Source organism: Embleya australiensis, assembly GCF_051903075.1.
Classification (GTDB): domain Bacteria; phylum Actinomycetota; class Actinomycetes; order Streptomycetales; family Streptomycetaceae; genus Embleya.
This window is the reverse complement of the sequence record NZ_CP182423.1, coordinates 231,939-251,366: the sequence shown is the minus strand read 5'-3', so window position 1 is coordinate 251,366 and position 19,428 is coordinate 231,939. Positions and strand designations below refer to the sequence as shown.

Genomic DNA, 19,428 nt, shown 5'->3' with positions numbered 1-19,428 from the left:
GGTCGGATGGGGCTTGGACGCGCCGGAGTTGCGTCTGCCGGTGAACCCGTCGGGGGCGGAGCCGCTACCGGACCTGTCGGATCGACAAGGTCCCGTGCCGTTCGCGTTCCGGTTCCTGGTCCCGGTCACCGGCACCGGCGGCATCCTGCCTGCGGATCTGTCGTACGACGAGGACACGCAGACCGGGATCTATGAGGACCTACCGCCCGGCGTCTACATGACGAAGAACCCGCCCAAGACGTACGGCCCCACCCTACCGTCGGGCCAGATGGACGCCCCGGACGACCCCGGCCCCAGTGACGACTGAACCAAGCTCCCCACCACCAGCCCCAGCCCCACGCGCACCGCTGCGCCGTGAGGGCCGTGTTCTGGTCCTGTCGGGTCGTTTCGATCCGACGGCGGACCTGGTGGTGGAGGAGTTGAACAGGCGCGCCGTGCCGGTTTTTCGCGCCGATCCGGCCGAGTTCCCGTTGGAGTTGTCCTTGGCCGCGTCGTTCGACGGCGCGGCCTGGACGGGGTCGTTGCGCAATGACCGACGCAGCCTCGACCTGGCTGCCGTGCGTTCGGTCTACTACCGTCGTCCGACTCGGCCGCGTTTCCCGGCCGGCATGTCGGTGCCGGCGCGGCGGGTCGCGGAGCGCGAGGCCCGCCTGGGTTTCGGCGGGCTCCTGGCCGCGTTGCCGTGCCGGTGGTTGCCGCCTCCGGGTCGGGCGGCGGATGCCGAGTACAAGCCGTTGCAGTTGCGAGTGGCTGCCGAGTGCGGTCTGACGGTCCCGCGCACGCTGATCACCAATGACCCGGCGGCCGCGCGAGCGTTCGCGGTCGGGGTCGCGGGCCCGGTGGTGTACAAGCCCTTCGGCCCGGTCCGCGGCGTGGTCGACGGTGCCTCCGTCGCCGTGTACGCGAGCGTCGTCGACCCCACCGCGCTGGACGACCCCGCGATCGCCACCACCGCGCACCTGTTCCAGGAAGCGGTCCCCAAGGCGTACGAGTGTCGGCTCACGGTGGTGGCGGGTCGGGTGTTCGCGGCCGAGATCCACGCCGGCTCCGCCGCCGCCCGGGTCGACTGGCGGCGCGACTACGACAACCTCGCCTACAAGATCTGCGCCCCGCCCCCGACCGTGACCCGGAGTGTCCTGGCCATGCTCGACACGCTCGGTCTGCCGTACGGCGCGTTCGACTTCGTGATCACCCCGACCGGCGAGTGGGTGATGCTGGAGCTGAACCCGTCCGGCCAGTACGGATTCGTGGAACAGGCCACCGGACTGCGCATCACGGCGGCGATCGCCGACTACCTCGAAGGAGTTACGTGAGCGTCCTCGACGACGACCAAGCCCTGATTGCTGCCCGGGTGCGCCTGGTGGAGCGGATCGCTGCCGGCGACGTCGTGCTCTCGTCCCGAATCGCCGAGGCGTTCCTCAACGTCCCGCGACACGTCTTCACCCCGGTGTTCTACCGCCGCGAGAGCGGCGACCGCTTCGTTCCGTGGCGTGCCGACGACACGGACGAGAGCGGCGCCTACGGTGCCTGGTGGGACGCGGTGTACTCGGGGGAGTCGCTGATCACCGAGGTCGATGGCGTCCACGCCGAACACGCCCCGCTCAAGGGTGTGTCCGGGTTGCCGACATCTTCGTCGACCGCGCCGGACTTGATGGCCGACATGCTCGACGCCCTCGACCCCACTCCGGGCGCTCGCGTGCTGGAGATCGGCACCGGCAGCGGCTACAACGCCGCCCTGCTCTCCCGGCTCGTCGGGGTCGACAACGTCACCACGGTCGACCACACCCCGCACCTGGTCGACACCGCCCGCGAACGTCTCAATACCGTGGGATTCACCCCCGACGTCGTCCTGGCCGACGGCACCGGCGGCTGGGCCCCGAACGCCCCATACGACCGCCTGATCGCGACCGCCTCGGTCCCGCGCGTCCCGAAGACGTGGATCGAACAGTGCGCGCCGGGCGCGGTGTTGGTGGTTCCGCTCAAGGGCACCCTCGCCGGCGGATCGATCGCCTGGCTGAAGAAACTCCCCGACGACACCGCGTCGGGCCGCCTCATGCACACCCCCGCCGCCTTCATGCCCCTGCTGCCCGACACCGACCACGCCGACGGCCACCCTCCGCCCGCCCACCCGGAGGCCGGCCACGCCGCGGACCGGACCCGCACCTCGACGTTGACCCCCAGGATCCTGGACGACTGGACCTTCTCCTTCTTCGCCCAGCTCCACCTCGAACCCCACATCACCCGCACCTTCGCCCACGCCGAAGGCCTCCATGTCACCACCCTGCGTGCCCTCGACGGCTGCGCCGCCACCATTACCGAGACCGACGACGGTGCCAAGGTCACCCGGACCGGCCCGCGCGACCTATGGGCCCCGATCGAACACGCGCACCAACTGTGGCAGGACCTGAACCGGCCCCGCCGAGAATGGTTCACCCTCGACGCGGGCCCCGCCGGCCAACACGTCCGCCTCGCAGCCCCGGACGGGCGCATGTACACATGGGCGCTGTGAGACAGCCCCCGGAAAGGGCTGCAAAGCAGCGTGCGAGACCGGGTGGTCACCGAACCCGCACGTTCTCCGGAATGGATGAACGTCAGATGTCCGGGTTGATTTCGGTGACGATGCCGGGCGACCGTGCTCGACCAGGCCGCGTGACGCTCTCCCTCCACCGCTCCCGGCCTTCACCGAGATACGACGGGGAGAAGCTCGTGGCGGCGCTGAGGCCGGGGTCAGACTTCGGGCAGGGACCGGAGAGCGTGAACGATAGTCACGGCATGCCTACCGGCGGCGAGTACTTCCTCTGAGGTGGGGATTTTCCCTCCGTGCGCGGCGTTGTTCCTGATGTTCGCCAGTTGTGACGTGAGCTTGTTCTTGGTGACTCCCGGCTCGCCGCCCAGGCGTGTGCACAGCCCGTGCAGGTTCACCACACCGTTGACGTCCTTGATCATCTCGTCGATGAACTCGGACGCCAGACCCATCGTTCTGAGGTGGTCGGCGACGTAGGACGCGAGGGCGACCTCGGCTGCCGTCGCTGCATCGATGACTGCCTTACGAAAATCGCCGCCGATCTGCGCGTCCCTGGCAGACAGCAGCAGTTGATGTTCAACAGGAAGGTGTTCACCTCGGGAAGCACGGCGAAGTGCTCCGCTCACCTGGGCTCGACTCAACGGCTTCGAGACGAAGAGGGTTCGCATCCGTGTGGGGCTTCCGGTGATGTACCTGTCACCGTCGGGGATGTGGAGAGCCGATTCACGCGCATCGTCGAAGTTCCCGAGAGGCATTCCGGTCCAGACCGAAGCCCACTCCTGGACCGCTTTGACCAAGGGAAGAACGCCCTGCTCAAATTGGTGAACTCTTCCGATTCGTACATCTTTTCCTGGGGTCACAGCAGGACGGAGGCTGCCGCCGCCGTTACGCAGTAGATCCGGTCGGAACTGCGATATCCCCACTGGCGTTCGAACGCCTTGACCATGCGCGGGGGAAGCGGCCTGCCCGGGTAGCCCGATGGTGCCTCCAACGAGCCCATGGTGTCTCCGAGGAGCGGAAGCGTCATGGTTAGCGTGTGCTCGCCGATGCACACCTGTTCGACCATGCCCAAGGCATCTGCGACCACTGGCAGACTCCGAGGGAAGGACGCGATTCCCAAATACCTGCGACGCCGTTGCATATACGGATTGTTTCCCGCTGGCCCCTTTGATGTATGCACATCGTGGTGCGGAGGTGGTGCGTTCGGGTACTGGGAGGGACCTCAGCGCGCGGGCTTCAGGACGGGGTTGAGGGCGAGGCGGTTGTCGGTGGGGTGGTGGCCTTCGGGGCTGAAGGGCGGCACGGCGGCGGGGAGGCAGTCGGCGATGAGCAGGGTGTCGTGCTGGCGGTCTTCGGCGGTGGCGACGACCAGGGGTTCGCCGTCGGGGGCCCAGATGCCGGCGTTGCCCTGGTATTGCCAGGCGCCGGCGGGGTTGTTCCCAGCTGCGGCGGTTGGCGTAGGCGATGAACAGGCGCTAGATGCCGGCCACGGCGGGGATGATGTGGCGGGTGGCGTCGTGGTAGCGGACCTGGCCGGAGGATGCTCCTGTCGTGCCCTCTCAGCCTAACCCGGATCAAACGGGCGTCTCACCACACGCTGACAGAGAGGGGCCGGAGCCGCTCAGTTCCCAGCTGAAGTGCAAGCTAGTAGGACTGGTAGATGGTGTCGCGGCCGGATGTCCGCGCGGCCACGCCTTAGCCCTGGTCAACCTGGCCCGACGGCTCGGCAACGGCTTGCGGGGCGAGGATGGCGGCCACTGCGGTGGTGACGGTGCGCCTGCGCTCGGCAAGGGATGCACGGTCTTTCGTGTCGATGCCGGGGGGCGCCACGTCGGTGGCGAGGTGGGTGAGGCTGAGGATCATGCTCAAGAGGTCGGCGGCCGGGTAGGCGCTGGTGAGGCTGCCGGCGGCCTGGGCCTCCTCGATCCGGGCGATCTTGTCCTGCTGCGAGTTGCGGATTACTTGGGGCAGGGGGCGTTCGCCGTGCTCGAGCTGGTACCAGGCGGCGAGCCGGACCACCGCGGGGCGTTCGGCGTAGTAGTCGACGAGCTTCCCCGCGTAGGCGGGCAGGTCGTCCGCGGCAAAGGGGATCGCCTCGACGAGTTCGGTGGCCAGGGCGCCGAAGACGGTGTCGAACAGTTCGCTCTTGTTGCCGAAGTAGCGGTAGATCAGGGCGTTGTTCACTCCGGCGGTGGCGGTGATCCTTTCCACGCGCGCGCCGGCGATGCCGTAGGTCGCGAACTCGTCGACGGAGGCGTCGAAGATCTTGCGCCGGGTCTCTTCTGCGTTGCGTGCCATACCGAGAGTCTATGTAAGTAACTTCCTACTTGACAACTCGGGCTCCGCCTTCCATTCTCGTAAGTAAGAAGTTACCTACCTAGACCTGGAGCGCATCATGTCCTCGACCATCGTCATCACCGGCACCTCCAGCGGATTCGGCAAGCTCACCGTCGAGCGGTTCGCCTCCGAGGGCTGGAACGTCGTCGCGACCGTCCGCAAGGAGAGTGACCTCGACGTCCACGGCGACCTGCCGAACGTCCGCACCCTCCTGCTGGACGTCGACGACGAGGACGCCGACCTGGCCTTCGCCCACCTGGCCGTCAAGCAGTTCGGCCGCGTCGACGCCCTGGTCAACAACGCCGGCTACTACCAGGCCGGCCCGTTGGAGGCCACGACCATGGACCAGGTCCACCGCCAGTTCCAGACCAACGTCTTCGGTCTCATCGCCCTGAACAAGGCGTTCATCCCGCACTTCCGCGAGCAGGGCTCCGGCGTCATCGTCAACATCGGCTCCATCAGCGCCGACCAGGGCTACCCCTACACCTCCGTCTACGAGGCCTCCAAGGCGGCCGTCGTCTCGCTGAGCGAGGGCCTCAACCTCGAACTCGCCGAGTTCGGCGTCGCCGTCAAGGCCGTCCTGCCCGGCAACATGGACACCCGCATCTTCCACAAGATCGACCGGGCGACCGACGTCCCGGAGGCCTACCACGCCTCCGTCGAGTCCTTCTTCTCCGCCAACGTCGTCCGCTCCCACCCCCGTGTGACCGCCGACGTCATCCACGAGGCCGTCACCGACGGCAAGCTCGCCCAGGTCCGCTACTACTCCGGCCCCGACGGCACCGCCATCCCCCGTGCCAAGCAACTGCTCGGCCAGGACTGGTACTGGCAGGAATTCCGCGCCGCCAACACCGGCAGCCCCAGCCCCTTGTGGACGGCCCTCATGCCGGCCCCCGAAGCCGCCCGGTGACCCCCGAACAACAACACCCGCACACCGCAACACGCACCAACGGGTGACACCACGGAGCCCCGGCCGCGCAGGCCGGGGCTCACGCCTCGCACGAACTCGCCGCCCTGGCCCGCACCCGACTCGAACGCATGCAGTACCGACGCGACCCCACCTCCTCGACGGGTTCGTCACCGAAACCGGACTCACCCTCGCGGCTGTGCCGCCTTCTGTGGAAGTCGTTTCGCGGTGAGGCCGGGAGCCGCTTGGGGCATCGCCATATGAGCATTGTCGACGTGAATTGATGTCACTGTCGGCCGTCGGTTGGAGAACCCGCCGGGCCTGACGCCCGGCGGGTTCGGTGACGGTCAGGTGTCGCTGTACACAGGCCGGCCACGCGCAGGTGAGGCCGAGCGGACTACAGGGGCACGACGCTTCGTGGCGATGGCGACGGAGGAACTCCAGCGCCGCAGCCCGGACGTCCTTCGCCGGGTCGGTCGCTCGGTACCCCTGCGACCTGATGTGTTCGTGGAATTGCGGATCCGGCCCGTATCCGTATTCCTCCAAGTAGTAGGCGTGTGCCCGCGTCCACACCCAGGAACCGTCGGTGACCGTCGCGATCGGCACGACGTCGCCCTTCGACGCGTCGAGCCGATCCGGGGCCAATCCTGCGGCCCGCTCGATCGTCGCGCCACCGTGTGCCAGGAACTGGAGCAGGCGTTCGCGTTCGGCCTGATCGGTGATGCGGCGCCGGGATTCGTCGAAGTACGGTCCGGACTCCGGATCGGCGCCGTCGAACAACCGCGCACGTGTGAACTCCACTCGCCCCTTTGGCCGGTCCGTGTCGTCCGGCTGGACAGGTGCCTGCCGAAGACGCTTTCTCGGTGCCATGGTCGCACCGCAGGTTGCGCCGCCTGACTGGAACGACGGTGGTAGGACCACCTCGTGCGGCTTGTGGATGATTACCGGCGCGCGATCCCACCGGGACGGGCGGCAACGGCATCCGGAACCCGGGCCGGCGTCCGAACTCCTGGGCAAGACCTCCGGCCGTGCCGGACACGGCCCTTCGACCCTCGACGACTTCCCCATCCGGCCTCCCGGTGCGACGGTGGATTGCGCTCCAGCCGAGTTCTGCGCAGGCCGTGGGCGAGGACGCCTTCGGAGATGGTGCCCTCGACTCCGGCGTGGATCCTGTAGTGGGCCCTCCAGTCGTCGGTCTGCTGGAGAGCCCGGGCCCGATGGATGGTGTCGTACTCGTCGCGGGGCCGCAGGGGTGCCAGGTCCCGGACGACGGCGCGTTCGGTCCCCGCCGCCGTGTCGCTGCGGACGTCGGCGAAGCGGCGTTCGGCTGCGGTGCCGCGGGCCGGCATGAACGTGGCGAGCCCCTGGACCCACCCGGAGGTGGACGACCCGTCGTCGGCGACGGTCAACGCCACATGCCCCAGCCGCCCCCGCGGCGTGACCACCCGACCACCCGGTCGGGTCTGCGCGATCCAGGCTCAGGGCACCCGCTCGACCGCGTACTGAGGGGCCTCGCGTTTCTCGGACAGGGTCATGACTGTCGATTCACGCGGCGAGTCGCAACTCTTCGAACTCGGCATGCACCTCGCTAGGAGGGCGATATCCCACCGCCGAGTGGAGTCGTTTGCGATTGTACCAGAATTCTATATACCGAGTGATATCTCGTCGAGCTTCCTCGCGAGTCGAGTACTTCGTGCGGGAGACGCACTCGTTCTTCAAGGATGCGAAGAAAGACTCGGCCATTGCGTTATCGAAGCAGATCCCCGTACGACCGACGGAGCGACGCAGGCCGAGTCCGCCGAGCACCTGCGCGTACTCTGCCGACATGTAGTTGCTTCCGCGATCGGAGTGAAATATGGCATCCTCGGCAAGGGGGCGATTGCGTGCCGCGTTGCGAATCGCCCGTGATATCAGCGGCGTCTGGTAATGGTCGTCCATCGCGTAGCCGACGACCTCTTTCGTGCAGCAGTCGATCGCAGTCGCGAGATAAAGCCAACCCTCGGCCGTCGCAATGTACGTAATATCCCCGACGAGCTTTTCCCCGGGAGCGGCGGCGGTGAAGTCGCGGCCGACCAGGTCCGGCACAGGCGCGGACGTGGCGCGGGTGAGGGACAAGCGCTTCGGGCGGGGCTGGCAGGGCACCAGGCCCAGGTCGCGCATGATCCGCCGCACCAACTCCGGGCCGGCCGCCACGCCCCAGCGCAACATCTGCGCGCGGATGCGACGATATCCGTACGTGCCGTCGGACATCTCGAATGCCTTCGTGAGCAGCCGTTTCAATTCCTCGCGCCGCCCGGCGGTCGCGGATTCCGGGCGGCGCCGCCAGTCGTAGTAGCCGGATTTGGACACACCGAGGCGGTCGCACATGAATGCGACGGGATATGCGTACTCCACGGTATCGAGTCGCATCGTCTCGATGAACTCGTACTTGCTGCCTACCGGGGATCCTTCGCGAAGTACGCTGGTCGGGTGGCCCGGGGGAATCGCACCCCCGGGCTCCCACAGATCCCGGCGTGACAGTCTCCCGTCACCGGGCTCTTCTCGGTCTCACCAGAAAGCGTGGACCCATCGCCACTGCGCGAAGAAACGCGGGTATTGACGGGTGGTCCGTCTCCATGCCGCGTGCGCCTTGGCGAAGGTCCTCAGCCGTTTGTGTTTCTTTCTCAGCCAGCGCACCAGGTAGGCGTTGATGCGTCTGAGCAGGGGATACAACTCCGAACGGTGGTACCGCCCGTAGTAGTTCATCCATCCCGACACGACGGGGTTGATCCATCGTGCGATGTCCTGCGCCGAGAAGGTGGTGTAGTGGTGCAGTCGCCAGGACCTCACGCACCGACTCATCCTCTTCAGGGCGGTCTTGGCGACCGCCGGGCCGAAACCGGTGAACACCGTTCCGTGCCTGCTGCGTACGCCCCGGGCCCGGAACGTGAACCCGAGGAAGTCGAACGACGTGTGCTCGTACGAGCCTTGCCGTTTTCCGTCCTTGCAGTAAACGATTCGGGTCTTGTCCGGGTGCAGTCGCAGTCCGACCTGTTCCATTCGCTCACCGATCGCCCCGGCCACCATTCGGGCCTGGCTCTCGCTGTGGCAGTGCACCACCGCGTCGTCGACATACCGCTCGAACGGCAGGGTCGGGAACTTCCGTGCCATCCAGGCGTCGAACGCGTAGTGCAGAAACAGGTTGGCGAGCACGGGTGAAACGGCGGATCCCTGTGGAGTTCCGCAATTTCGTTCGGCATGCGAACCGTCGGGCATCCGTACGGGAGCGGCCAGCCACCGCTTCACGTAGAGGACGACCCAGGGCTGATCGGTGTTCGTCTCCACCGCCTTGACGACAAGATCCCAGGGCACGCTGTCGAAGAACTTCCGGATGTCGAGATCGATCACCCAGTCGAATTTCCAGCAACGTTCCCGGCACCTTCCCACCGCGTCCAGTGCCGACCGGTTCGGCCGATACCCGTAGGAGTCGTCGTGGAATCTCGGCTCCACGACCTCCTCCAGTCGGGCTGCCACAACGGTCTGCGCGATTCTGTCCGCGACGGTGGGCACTCCGAGAATCCGAGTACCCTCGCCGTGCGATTTCGGAATCTCCACCGCCAGTACCGGGGGCGGGAAGTAGCTGCCCGACGACATCCGATTCCAGATCCGATAAAGATTGTTCTTCAGATCCGCTTCGAACATCTCGATCGAGCAGCCGTCCACTCCCGGTGCGCCCTTGTTGGCTCGCACCTTCAGATAAGCCTCCCACACCTCCTGTTTCGAAATATCGAACGGCTTGCTCCGCGGTCTCTGCTCGTCCACGAGACTCCTCCCAGGATTCTTTTCCTGGTTGATCGAATGCACGAACCACGGCCGAGCCGGCCCCTTCGCTTCCCTCCCACCGCATCAAGCAGGAGAATCTTCGCTACTACGGGCCGGTCCGCCCGCGTGTCCCGCGACGGTACTCACCCCCTCGCGTTTCAAACGCTTGGGGAACTCCCTGTCGCCCCGCCCGTTTTCCGAGTCGGGATCGTGTCGGGACACGCGTTCCCACGTTCCGCACAGGAGCCGCAGATCAAGCTCGCGCCACCTCCACGCCGGGCACCGCCTGGCCAATACATCGGGCACCCGCCAGACTCTTCCCGGGCCAAGCCATAACACCCGGTTTCGATGCCACTTTTCTAAATAACGACGCTTCGACAGTGAATCCCGAACGGGATTTTCAATGCAACGCCTTCTTGATCCCCACCTGACACCTCGTGGATGCCTTTTCCCTCGTCGCTCACCACGACGGTCTTCAGCCAACGCAGCAGAGGGCGGTTTGGAGCCTCCCCCCGAAGGGCGGCTCCGAAGGGCCTACAATCCTTCATCTCCTGTGCAGCACCGCGTTCGGTCGCTCCTACTTCAGACGACCTCCAGCGTTCGTGGCACACCGGCTTTTTTCAGGAACGAGTTTTCCATCTCAAGCTCGCGATTGCGGCGTTCGAGTTCCTTCAACCTGGCGCGTTCGTCAACGGCAAGCGGCCCTTCGGCTTTTTCGTGCTTGCGCTGATGTTCTCGAACCCAGGCGCGGAGCGTTTCCGGGTGGACATCGAGCTCCCGCGCGGTCTGTGCGATCGCCCGGGGCGCGGACTTCAATGCCAGTTGAACCGCTTCCTCGCGGAACTCGGGCGTGTACGGGTTGGGGCGTGCCATCTTGCTGCTTTCCTCGGTTCCTTACAGGTCAACCTTATTGGATCTCTGTCCGAAACCTTCGAGGCACCCCAGGTGAAGCCGCCCTCGAACGCACGGTTCACCACGATCTCGGTGCCCTCTTCGGAAACCACGTGGAGTGCGTGTGCGGTGAAGGAGGTCACCCACTTCTTCTCCTTGGTGGTGAACCGATGGATACCGAGGCAGCGATGGGAACAGGTACTCATGCCACCCGGGACCTCGACCGGTCCCCGATGCGGAGTCGGCACGCACCCGAGGCGGTCGAGGCGTTCGCCGATGTTCGCCGGATCGTGCCGGCGACGGTCGTGGGGGGCGGTCCGACGTCGCGTCCGGTCCCCGGGGAACCGGGTTCAGGTGTGCCGGGCCGAGGCCACCGCTTCGTCGAGGCGCCGCCAGGTCCACACCCTTTCCGTGGGCAGGCGTTCGATGACGCGGGCAAGCCAGTCCGGATCGCCGAGCCGCTGTGTCTCGTGCGCCTCGGCGGTTTGCCCGAGCAGGTACCTCAGGAACAGGTACTCCTGCGCGCCGTATCGGCGGGCGTGCAGGTCGTAGCGCGCGTGGAAGGGCTCGTACGGGTGGCGCAGAGTCAGGTGTACCGAACCCAGGAAAGGAGGGCGCAACACCCCGAACTCCATGATCCTGCCCCAGGGAACCACCCGTCCCTCGCCACCCGATACATGCTCGTGCAACGCGTCCTCGCGAAATTCCAGCCAGTTCCAGTCGCCATGGGGACCCCGATCCCCGATCCCCCAGCGCCCGTCGACCCGCTCCAACGGACCCAACCGCGGTTCGTGGACACTCGTCCGCTTGATCGCCGACCACATGCCGGTTCGCCCCCTCAACGCCGATGCGGCCATCGTCGCCCGCCGCGCCGGTACACGCATTGTCCGTTCCCGGCAATGTCGAACGGGCTTCGCTGCCCGAAATCGCATACGGCCGGCTCATTCCGTTTCGCGCAGTGTCTGGGTGTAGTCGATCTCCCGCCGGTGACCGGGCACGGGCTGCGACATCGGCCAGGTCGGCCGCGTCACCGTGCTCGAACGAAACCCCGCCAACACGCCGCCGCGGGGATCCAGTCCTCGACGTGGGGAACGAGCATCGAGAACGCCTCGTCGGCGCGAGCGTGTCGGGCGAGCAGACGGGCACAGAACGCCAGTTCCGGCGACCCCCACGCCCGCGACGCCGTCACGCGGTGCATGGAGGAGGCCACCGTCGGCCGGTGGGGAGTCGTGCGCTCGCCGGGCGCCGTGGACGACTTCCTCGAGGACCTGGACATCGAACCGCCCGGCCTGACGGACGTCATCGACCGGCACTCCGACGCCGAACCCCGCATTCTGCAGCGCACCGACGTCATCGAATACGGCGGCCTCGCCCGCGTCCCCTGAATCCCGAGCACCCCCGCCGTCCGTCACCACCGATACGGCGGCAAGATTCCCGTCCAGGTGGTCGGCGGGCAACAACCCGGCCGTCGATTCCCCTCGTCCCGTGGCATCGAACGGTACGGACGGCCAGGCCAGGACGCTCCGCGAAAGTGTTACCGAAATCGAATGCGTGATGTCGGCTGCGCGGCATGGGCCATCGCGATCCGGCGACTCGGAGGTACGAATCGCCTCCGCGGACGAGATCGTCGTCCGGCCCACGCTCGCGTACGGCATCCGGGCTACCACGGTGTCCGGCACAGCATGTCCACAGGCGACAAGGTAGACAAAGATATACGTTTCGCATCGTACGACTTCATTGCGTCGAAGGGCGCCGCGGTACGCACCGGTGGGGACACGCACAACGACCCTGGTGCGCACGCGTTCACGAGCAGGAAAGGCGCGATCCATGCATGCCGACGCCATCGCCTTCGCCGAATACGGTTCCCCCGACGTCCTGAAGCCCGTCGCCACCGACGTGCCGGACCCCGGCCCCGGTCAAATTCGTGTTGCCGTACGCGCGGTCGGTGTCAACCCGCTCGACGCCAAACTCCGCAGCGGGGCGATGTCCGACTTCATGCCCTTGGACCTGCCGCACATCCCCGGCCTGGAACTCGCCGGCACCGTCGAAGCCGTCGGCCCCGACGTTCACCACCTCGCCACCGGAACAGCCGTCTTCGGCACCGCCGCCCGCACCTACGCCACCCACGCTCTGGCCGACGCCGCGAACCTCTCCACGATCCCGGAAGGCATGGACGACTCGAAGGCCGCAGCCCTGCCCGTCCCTGCCGAGGCCGCTTGGCGCGCGCTGGAAGAACTCGACGTCACCGCCGGCCAAACCCTGCTGGTCCACGGAGCGGCCGGCAGCGTCGGCAGCCTCGCCGTCCAGTTCGCCATCGCCCGCGGTGCCCGCGTCATCGGCACCGCCTCCGTCGCCGACCAGTCCTATGTCACCGCGCTGGGAGCCTCGGCCGTCGTCTACGGCGCGGGCGCCACCGACCGCATCCGGGCCCTGGCGACCGACGGCGTCGACAAGGCCCTGGACACCTCGGGTGCCGATGTCCTGGGCGACTCCGTCGAGCTGACCGGGGACCCCGCGCACGTGCTGACCCTCGTGGACCCGGTGGCCGCACAAACCCACGGTGCCCGCTTCTCCGCCGGAGGCGCAGCCGACAACCGCACCGCCGCCGCGCTGGAGGCCGTCCTCAACCTCCACGCCCAGGCAACCCTCGCCCAGCGCGTCCACGCCGTCATGCCCCTGGCCGAAGCGGCTCGAGCCCACTGCACCCTGGAAGCCGGCGGCCTGAACGGGAAGATCATCCTGTCCTCCTGACGTGTACTCGCCTGCGATGCCCGGGCTCGCCACCCCGGGAAGGTCCGGTACCGCCCGCGCCTGATCGACGGATGCCTCGTCCGGGCGGAGCCGCTGCCGGGTGCGGCCCGTGGTCGACCGTTGTGCCATCCGGCTCCGCAGGTCGCGCGGAACGGTTTCGCCCGGAACCGCGGACTACCTCGCTCCCGGCGAGGCGGCGCCGAGCAGAAGCCGGGTGTACGGCTCGCGCGGCGCCCCGAACACATCGGCCGCGGCGCCGACTTCGACGAGGCGACCGTGTCGCATTATCGCCACGTGGTCGCTGACGTGGCGGACGACCGCGAGGTCGTGGGAGATGAACAGCATGGTCAGCCCGAGATCGCGGCGCAGCGCCGTGAGGATGTCGAGCACCTCGGCCTGGACCGAGCAGTCGAGTGCCGAGGTGACCTCGTCGGCGATGATTAGCTCGGGTTCGACGGCGAGGGCACGGGCGATGGCGATGCGCTGCCGTTGGCCGCCGGAGAACTCGTGCGGATATCGGGTGGCGGCGTCCGCGCCCAGGGCTACCTGGGTGAGCCGCTGTTCGACCGCGTTGCGGTGCCGGGTCGCGCCGCCCCGGCGCGGGTCGATGGCCTCGGCGATCGTTTCGCCGACGGTCATGCGGGGGTTGAGCGAGGTGTACGGGTCCTGCGCGATCAGCTGTACCCGCCGCCGGCGCGCGAACAGTTGGGCACGGCCGCGCAAGCGCGTGACGTCGGTGCCGTCGAGCAGGAGGCGCCCACCGACGGGCCGGACGAGTCCGACCACCACCTTGGCGAGTGTGGATTTGCCGGAGCCCGATTCGCCCACCAGGCCGAGTGTCCGCCCGCGCGACACGGTCAGGTCGACGGCGTGCAGCACCGTCTTGCGCTGCGGCCCATGCCCGAAGGCGACGCTGACGCCGTCGAGGGTCAGAACCGGGGTGCCGGAGCCGGCCGAGCCGTCCCGCGTGGCGGTGGGCCCGTCGGGTGTGGTGGCGCTCATCGGGTGGTCTCCGGCGGCTTTTCCTCGGTCGCGGATCCGCGACCCGGCAGGTGGCACACGACGCCGAGCCCGGAAGCCGGAGCGTGCACGGGGGGCGGCGTGGTGTGGCAGATCGGCGACACGGCGGGGCAGCGCGGGGCGAACGCGCATCCCGGGGGCCGCTCGTCGGGTCGCGGCGGACGGCCCGAGATGGCGGCGAGCCCCCGAGCCCCGTCGGTGTCCCCCGGCGACGGGGTGTCGTCGAGGCGCGGCGTCGCCGCCAGCAGCGCCCGGGTGTACGGGTGTTCGGCGCGTCCGGCGCGCAGATTCGCGGCGGGCAGCTCCTCGACGAGCCGCCCCGGCGTACATCACCAGGACACGGTCGCACAGGTCGCCGACCACCCCGATGTCGTGCGAGACGAACAACATCGCCGTGCCGTCGCGTTCTTTCGCGGCGCGCAACAGGCCCAGCACCTCGGCCCGCACCACCACGTCCAGGGCGGTGGTCGGCTCGTCGGCGATGACGAGGCGAGGCCGGGTCAGCAGCGCCGAGGCGATCATCGCGCGCTGACGCATCCCGCCGGACAACTCGTGGGGATACTGTCGCAGCCGTGCCGGGGGATCGGTGATCCGCACGAACTCCAGTTGCTCGACGGCGCGTCGGGCGGCCTCGCGGCGTGAGACCCCCATGTGCACGCGCAGGGTCTCGGTCAACTGTCCGCCGAGCTTGAGCGCCGGGTTGAACGACGCCGACGGGTCCTGGTGGACGATGCCGATCTCGGTGGCGAGGCGGCGCCGGGTCGTCGCGGACTCGGATCCACTTGCCATCAGGTCCAGTTCGTCGGCTCCCGGAACGCGCAGTGCGGCGCGTCGCGCGGTGGCGTGCAGCCCGCCGGGCAGCAGTCGTGCGACGGCCATCGCCGTCAGGCTTTTGCCGGAGCCGGACTCGCCGAGCACACCCACGATCTCGCCGGCATCGATGTGGAACGTCACGCCGTCGACCAGTGCCGTGCCGTCGGCGCGCAGGACTCGCAGTCCATCGATCACCAGGACGGCATCGTCCGGGACTTCGACGGTACGCACCGGCGTGGCGGGGTTCGCTCGATGCGGAAGGGCCGGGACCGGATCCGAACCCGTTGCCACCTCCGGCTCCGCCCCCGACGCCGCTCCCGACACCTTCGCCTTCATCGCCGGCGCCGAGGAGCGTCCCGCCGCCGCGGCCAGTCCGTCGCCGACGAAACTCGCGCTCAGCCCGGCCAGCACGACGGCGACGGCGGGGCCGACCGCCTCGACCGGATTGGTGTACAGGTTCTGGAGTCCGACGGCCAGCATCCCGCCCCAGTCGTAGTCGGGAAGTTGCACGCCCAGGCCGAGGAAGGACAGGGCGGAGAGCGCCATCAGGGTATGTGCGTACGACACCGACAGCAGGACCAGCAGCGGTTCGGCGATGTTGGGCAGGATGTGTCGCCGCATCAGGCGCAGCGGTCCGACGCCGAGCAGGCGTGCCGAGCCGACGAAGTCCCGCCCCGCCACCGACGCCGTGAGATTCGCGGTCAGCCGGGCGAAGGCGGGGCCGGCCGCCGCGCCGATGGCGATGACGCATGCCTTCGGCCCGGGGTCCAGGATCGCGGCGATCACGAGGGCGAGGATGACGGCCGGGTAGGAGATCATCACGTCGATGACCCACAGGCCGACGGCCCGTACGCCCGGTCCACAGACCCAGACGAGGCTGCCCAGCGTGATGCCGACCGTCGCGGCGATGAGCGTTGCCAGGGCCGACAGTTCGAGGGTCGGCCGCGTGGCGACGAGGGTGCGCGCGAAGATGTCGCGGCCCAGCGCGTCGGTGCCGAGCCAGTGTTCGCCCGACGAGCCGAGGTGTCCGTCGGGACCCAGCCTGTCGGCGTCGTCGCCCCAGATCCACGGGGCGACGACGGCGAGCAGTACCAGCAGGCCCAACCCGATGAGGCCGATCACGAGCATCGCACCGAGGCGCTTGCGTGGCGGTCGGGTGGCCGCGCGGTCGCGGCGCGGGGACGGAACGGCGGTCACGACGCGGCTCTCCCCGTCAGGGTGCGCGGGTCGAGGAGACCGAGCACGACGTCGACGAGCAGGTTGAGCAGGCACGCCAGGATGCCGAGGACGAGTACGACGCCCTGGATGACCGGCAGGTCCCGCAAGGTGACGGCCTCCACGACCCGGGTGCCGACGCCCGGCCAGGCGAACACGCTCTCGACGACGACCGTGCCGCCGAGCAGTCCGGTGAGCAGGAGGCCCGCGACGGTGAGTGTGCCGGTCAGCAGGTTGGGCAGGGCGTGCCGCAGATAGAGGCGGCGGGCCGGGAGGCGGCGCCCGCGGGCCGTGCGCATGTAGTCCTGGGCGAGGACGACGGCGGTTTCGCGGCGTACGATCCGGGCGATGGTGCACACCGGCCCGAGTGCCACGGCGATCACCGGGAGGACGAGTGCGTCCGCCGTGGCGGCTCCGGCGACCGGCAGCCAACCGAGTTCGATGCCGACCACGAGCACGAGGAGCGTGCCGAGGATGTATTCGGGTGTGGAACCGATGATGCCGGTCGCCAGGGTGAAGCCGCCGTCCAGATGTCGCCGTCGGCCGTCGTGGCACGCGACCGCGACGACCATGCCCAGCGGTACGCCGACCAGCAACACCACCAGGACGCCCAGCAGCGCGAGTTCGGAGGTGTAGGGCAGGCGATCCGCGATGATGTCGGAGACCTTCTCCTCGGTGGTGTAGCTGGTGCCGAGGTCGCCTCGGAGGAGGCCGCCGACATAGTCGCCGAACTGCGCGGCCACCGACTGGTCGAGGCCGAGGTCGTGTCGCATCCGGGTGATCTGCTCCGGCGTCGCGTTGTTGCCGGCTGCCACACGGGCCGGGTCGCCGGGCATCGACTGCACCATGCAGAGAGTCAGTCCGACCAGGACGGCGAGGACGAGCGCAATGCAGAAGAGACGGCGCAGCGCGAAGCCGAGCCATGGCGACGCGAGGACACGCCGCGGCCCCGTCGCCGGGCCGGGCTCCTCGGACCCGACCGGCCCGACGTCCGCGGCGGCTTCCTCGCGCAACGCCGCGGGCACCCTGTCGGTTCCTTGCGTCACGGCTCGGTCAGCCCTTGATCCACAGGAGGGTCGGGTCGGAGTAGCCACCGGGGGTGACTGCGGAGATGCGCTTGCCGTAGATGCTCCTCTCCGGCACGGTCGACAGCGGGACCGTGTCGAAACGGGTGATCAGCGCGTTCTGCGCCGCCTCCCACTTGGCGCAGTGTTCGGCCATGTCGGTGGTGCCGAGCGCGTCGAGGAAGTTCCGCGAGTACTCGGGATTTTGGGTACCGCCGATGTTGCGGCCCTTCGGCGGGTCCTCACCGTGCATGAAGCTGCCGGGTGTGGTCAGCGTCGCCGACAGGTTGATGTTGACCATCACGCCGAGGTCCCACTGGCCGGTGTTGCCGATGAACTCGGTCGACCAGGTGGCGAAGCCGACATTGCGCAGTTCGACGTCCGCGCCCGCCTCCTTCAGGACCGCCTGGAGGTACTCGGTGCCCGCGCCGCCGGACAGGACGTTGACGCCGAGGACGCGGATCTTCTTGCCGGCCAGGATCTGCCTGGCGGTGGCCTTGTCCATGCCGGCCCCGGCGTACTCCTGGCGCAGGACGCACAGGCTGCTCTTGTCGGTGATGCTGGTGAGCAGCTCGCCCTTGCCGCGGGTGGAGGCGTTGTTGTACGCGGTGCGGTCGATCATCGCGGCGATGGCCTGCCGGATCCGCTGGTCGGCGCCGGGGTGCCCGGGGCGCTCGTTGAAGACCACGAACTGGTTCGGGCCGGGGAGAGTGCTGCTCGTCCAGTCGCTGCCGAAGCGGTCCATGTCGGGGCCGGTGAGCGCGACGTGGTCGAGCGCGCCGGTCTGCAGCTGGTTGGCCTGCGTGCTCTCGTTCGTGACGACGGATGCGGTCAGCGTGCTGGGAGGCCTGCCCTCCGGCATCTTCGCGAAGACCGGGCCCCAGGTGTAGTCGGTGCGGCGGGAGAAGGTGTAGCCGGCGCCGCGCCGGCTGCTCTGGAGGGTGAACGGTCCGGTGCCGGGAGTCTTGCCGGCGGCCAGCGCCGCCGGGTCCTTGATTCCCGCGGCGCACACGATGCCGGTCTGCGGCATCGCCAGGCCGAACATCATGTCGGCCCAGGAGTGGTCGAGCTCGATGCGCACGGTGCTTGCGGCGTTGTCGCCGGTCGCGGTCATCGTGCCGGTGCCGAACACCTGCTTGGCGGCGGGGGCCTTGGTCTCCGGGGCGGCGAAGTAGGTGAGCGACGCCGCGACGTCGGTCGCGGTGAGCGGGCTGCCGTCCGAGCAGGTGACGCCCGACCTGATCTTGAGATCGACCGTGGTGGCCGTGGCCTTCCACGACTCGGCGATGCCCGGGATCAGCTTGCCGCCGTCGTCACGGCGCACGAGCGTGTCGTACAGGACGCGCGCGGACATGTAGTCGTTGTTGTTGTCGCCCTTGGCGGGTCGAAGCTTTTCGGGTCGGAGGTGAACGTCGTGCGTACGACGCTCTCGCCGCCCTCCGACGCGTTGCCGCTCCCGCCTCCGCCGCCCGACGAGCCGGAGTTCCCGGTCGTACACGCGGGAACCAGCATGATCAGAGCGGCGGCCGAAACGCCCGCCGACCAAAGCCGGTTGACTCGTCTCATGGGTTTTCTTCCACGCGGAACACGCCGCCCGCGCCGCGGGAGCCGGATGATGTGAAGAGCTGTCGTACTGGCGAGAACAAGGCGGGTGGGCCGGGGAGCGTCCTGCGTGCTGCGACGTGCGCGATGCTAGCAAGCGTGTTCGGAAGGGTGGTTTCCAGACCATCGGGGTGGTCGGTTCCGTCTCCGTGAGCACGAGCGGTGACTACCGAGCAAGAGGCGGGACAGGCCGCCGGGGCCGGGCCGAGAGCGGTAGCCGACGCGTGTGGATACGGGGTCCGGCCGGGTTGCCGAGGCGCTGAACGGTACGACCGCCGACGCGGTCGCCGCGTCATCGGCCGCCCCGAGCACACGACGAGATGCCGCCGAGCCCGCGGCGGAGCGATGCCGGGCAGGGCGAACGGCGTGTCGTGGTCCCCGTGCGGTCGGCGCGCCGGGGCGGGCCCGGGCACGGCGGGGCGACCGGGGCGCCGGCAGGGCCGGGGCCGGGGGTACCGGGGGGTCCACCCGGGTTTCCACGGGCGCGCCCGGGGCCCGCCGAG

Annotated in this window: 17 protein-coding genes; 7 read left to right on the top strand and 10 right to left on the bottom strand. The window is 68.6% G+C overall.

Features of this window, described 5'->3' with window-relative positions; genetic code table 11:
• Positions 1-94 precede the first annotated feature (94 nt).
• Genes ACMXN5_RS31450 through ACMXN5_RS31440 form a run of 3 tightly spaced genes read left to right on the top strand, consistent with a single transcriptional unit; the run spans position 95 to position 2,509 of the window.
• On the top strand, positions 95-307 hold the full coding sequence (locus ACMXN5_RS31450) for a hypothetical protein (protein WP_439678294.1): 213 nt from the start codon (positions 95-97) through the stop codon (positions 305-307).
• On the top strand, positions 297-1,313 hold the full coding sequence (gene tgmB, locus ACMXN5_RS31445) for an ATP-grasp ribosomal peptide maturase (protein ID WP_439678293.1): 1,017 nt from the start codon (positions 297-299) through the stop codon (positions 1,311-1,313). Before ACMXN5_RS31450 ends, tgmB begins: the two co-directional genes overlap by 11 nt.
• Entirely contained in the window at positions 1,310-2,509 is a 1,200-nt protein-coding gene (locus tag ACMXN5_RS31440; protein WP_439678292.1) for a methyltransferase domain-containing protein, read from the top strand. Before tgmB ends, ACMXN5_RS31440 begins: the two co-directional genes overlap by 4 nt.
• Before the next feature lie 218 nt (positions 2,510-2,727).
• On the opposite strand, the gene ACMXN5_RS31435 is transcribed toward ACMXN5_RS31440, so the two are convergent.
• From ACMXN5_RS31435 to ACMXN5_RS31425, 3 genes are all read right to left on the bottom strand, one after another.
• Positions 2,728-3,150, bottom strand: coding sequence for a hypothetical protein (locus ACMXN5_RS31435; RefSeq protein ID WP_439678291.1), 423 nt, complete (start codon positions 3,148-3,150; stop codon positions 2,728-2,730).
• A 230-nt stretch (positions 3,151-3,380) separates the two neighbouring features.
• Entirely contained in the window at positions 3,381-3,551 is a 171-nt protein-coding gene (locus tag ACMXN5_RS31430; RefSeq protein WP_439678290.1) for a hypothetical protein, read from the bottom strand.
• A 668-nt stretch (positions 3,552-4,219) separates the two neighbouring features.
• Positions 4,220-4,822: a TetR family transcriptional regulator gene (locus tag ACMXN5_RS31425; RefSeq protein ID WP_439678289.1), complete on the bottom strand. Its 603-nt coding sequence runs from the start codon at positions 4,820-4,822 to the stop codon at positions 4,220-4,222.
• Between the two features lie 97 nt (positions 4,823-4,919).
• Between ACMXN5_RS31425 and ACMXN5_RS31420 the strand changes: the two genes are divergently transcribed.
• Both ACMXN5_RS31420 and ACMXN5_RS31415 read left to right on the top strand, forming a co-directional pair.
• Positions 4,920-5,771 (top strand): SDR family oxidoreductase, encoded by an 852-nt coding sequence (locus ACMXN5_RS31420; RefSeq protein ID WP_439678288.1) that lies wholly within the window; start codon positions 4,920-4,922, stop codon positions 5,769-5,771.
• A gap of 1,344 nt (positions 5,772-7,115) precedes the next feature.
• Positions 7,116-7,274: a hypothetical protein gene (locus ACMXN5_RS31415; RefSeq protein WP_439678287.1), complete on the top strand. Its 159-nt coding sequence runs from the start codon at positions 7,116-7,118 to the stop codon at positions 7,272-7,274.
• A gap of 39 nt (positions 7,275-7,313) precedes the next feature.
• Here ACMXN5_RS31415 and ACMXN5_RS31410 read toward each other — a convergent pair whose 3' ends face one another.
• The 4 genes from ACMXN5_RS31410 to ACMXN5_RS31395 form a co-directional block, all read right to left on the bottom strand.
• The gene (locus tag ACMXN5_RS31410; protein ID WP_439681316.1) at positions 7,314-8,186 is read right to left on the bottom strand and encodes an IS3 family transposase; all 873 of its coding nucleotides are present in this window, start codon (positions 8,184-8,186) and stop codon (positions 7,314-7,316) included.
• A 129-nt stretch (positions 8,187-8,315) separates the two neighbouring features.
• On the bottom strand, positions 8,316-9,569 hold the full coding sequence (gene ltrA / locus ACMXN5_RS31405; protein ID WP_439678286.1) for a group II intron reverse transcriptase/maturase: 1,254 nt from the start codon (positions 9,567-9,569) through the stop codon (positions 8,316-8,318).
• Positions 9,570-10,151: 582 nt separating this feature from the next.
• A complete protein-coding gene (locus ACMXN5_RS31400) occupies positions 10,152-10,442 on the bottom strand; it encodes a transposase (protein WP_439678285.1) in 291 nt (96 codons plus the stop codon).
• A gap of 368 nt (positions 10,443-10,810) precedes the next feature.
• The gene (locus ACMXN5_RS31395; protein ID WP_439678284.1) at positions 10,811-11,302 is read right to left on the bottom strand and encodes a hypothetical protein; all 492 of its coding nucleotides are present in this window, start codon (positions 11,300-11,302) and stop codon (positions 10,811-10,813) included.
• A gap of 354 nt (positions 11,303-11,656) precedes the next feature.
• On the opposite strand from ACMXN5_RS31395, the gene ACMXN5_RS31390 reads away from it, so the two are divergent.
• Both ACMXN5_RS31390 and ACMXN5_RS31385 read left to right on the top strand, forming a co-directional pair.
• Positions 11,657-11,845: a hypothetical protein gene (locus tag ACMXN5_RS31390; protein WP_439678283.1), complete on the top strand. Its 189-nt coding sequence runs from the start codon at positions 11,657-11,659 to the stop codon at positions 11,843-11,845.
• 442 nt (positions 11,846-12,287) lie between these two features.
• Positions 12,288-13,211 (top strand): NADP-dependent oxidoreductase, encoded by a 924-nt coding sequence (locus ACMXN5_RS31385; protein WP_439678282.1) that lies wholly within the window; start codon positions 12,288-12,290, stop codon positions 13,209-13,211.
• Positions 13,212-13,385: 174 nt separating this feature from the next.
• Here the strand turns inward: ACMXN5_RS31385 and ACMXN5_RS31380 are convergent, their stop codons facing one another.
• Genes ACMXN5_RS31380 through ACMXN5_RS31370 form a run of 3 tightly spaced genes read right to left on the bottom strand, consistent with a single transcriptional unit; the run spans position 13,386 to position 18,677 of the window.
• A complete protein-coding gene (locus ACMXN5_RS31380) occupies positions 13,386-16,241 on the bottom strand; it encodes an ATP-binding cassette domain-containing protein (RefSeq protein ID WP_439678281.1) in 2,856 nt (951 codons plus the stop codon).
• Complete coding sequence (locus ACMXN5_RS31375; RefSeq protein ID WP_439678280.1) at positions 16,238-17,284, bottom strand: ABC transporter permease; 1,047 nt, start codon at positions 17,282-17,284, stop codon at positions 16,238-16,240. The genes ACMXN5_RS31380 and ACMXN5_RS31375 overlap by 4 nt, the downstream gene beginning before the upstream one ends.
• A 28-nt stretch (positions 17,285-17,312) precedes the next feature.
• Positions 17,313-18,677, bottom strand: a complete 1,365-nt coding sequence (locus ACMXN5_RS31370) for an ABC transporter substrate-binding protein (protein ID WP_439678279.1) — start codon at positions 18,675-18,677, stop codon at positions 17,313-17,315.
• Positions 18,678-19,428 lie beyond the last annotated feature (751 nt).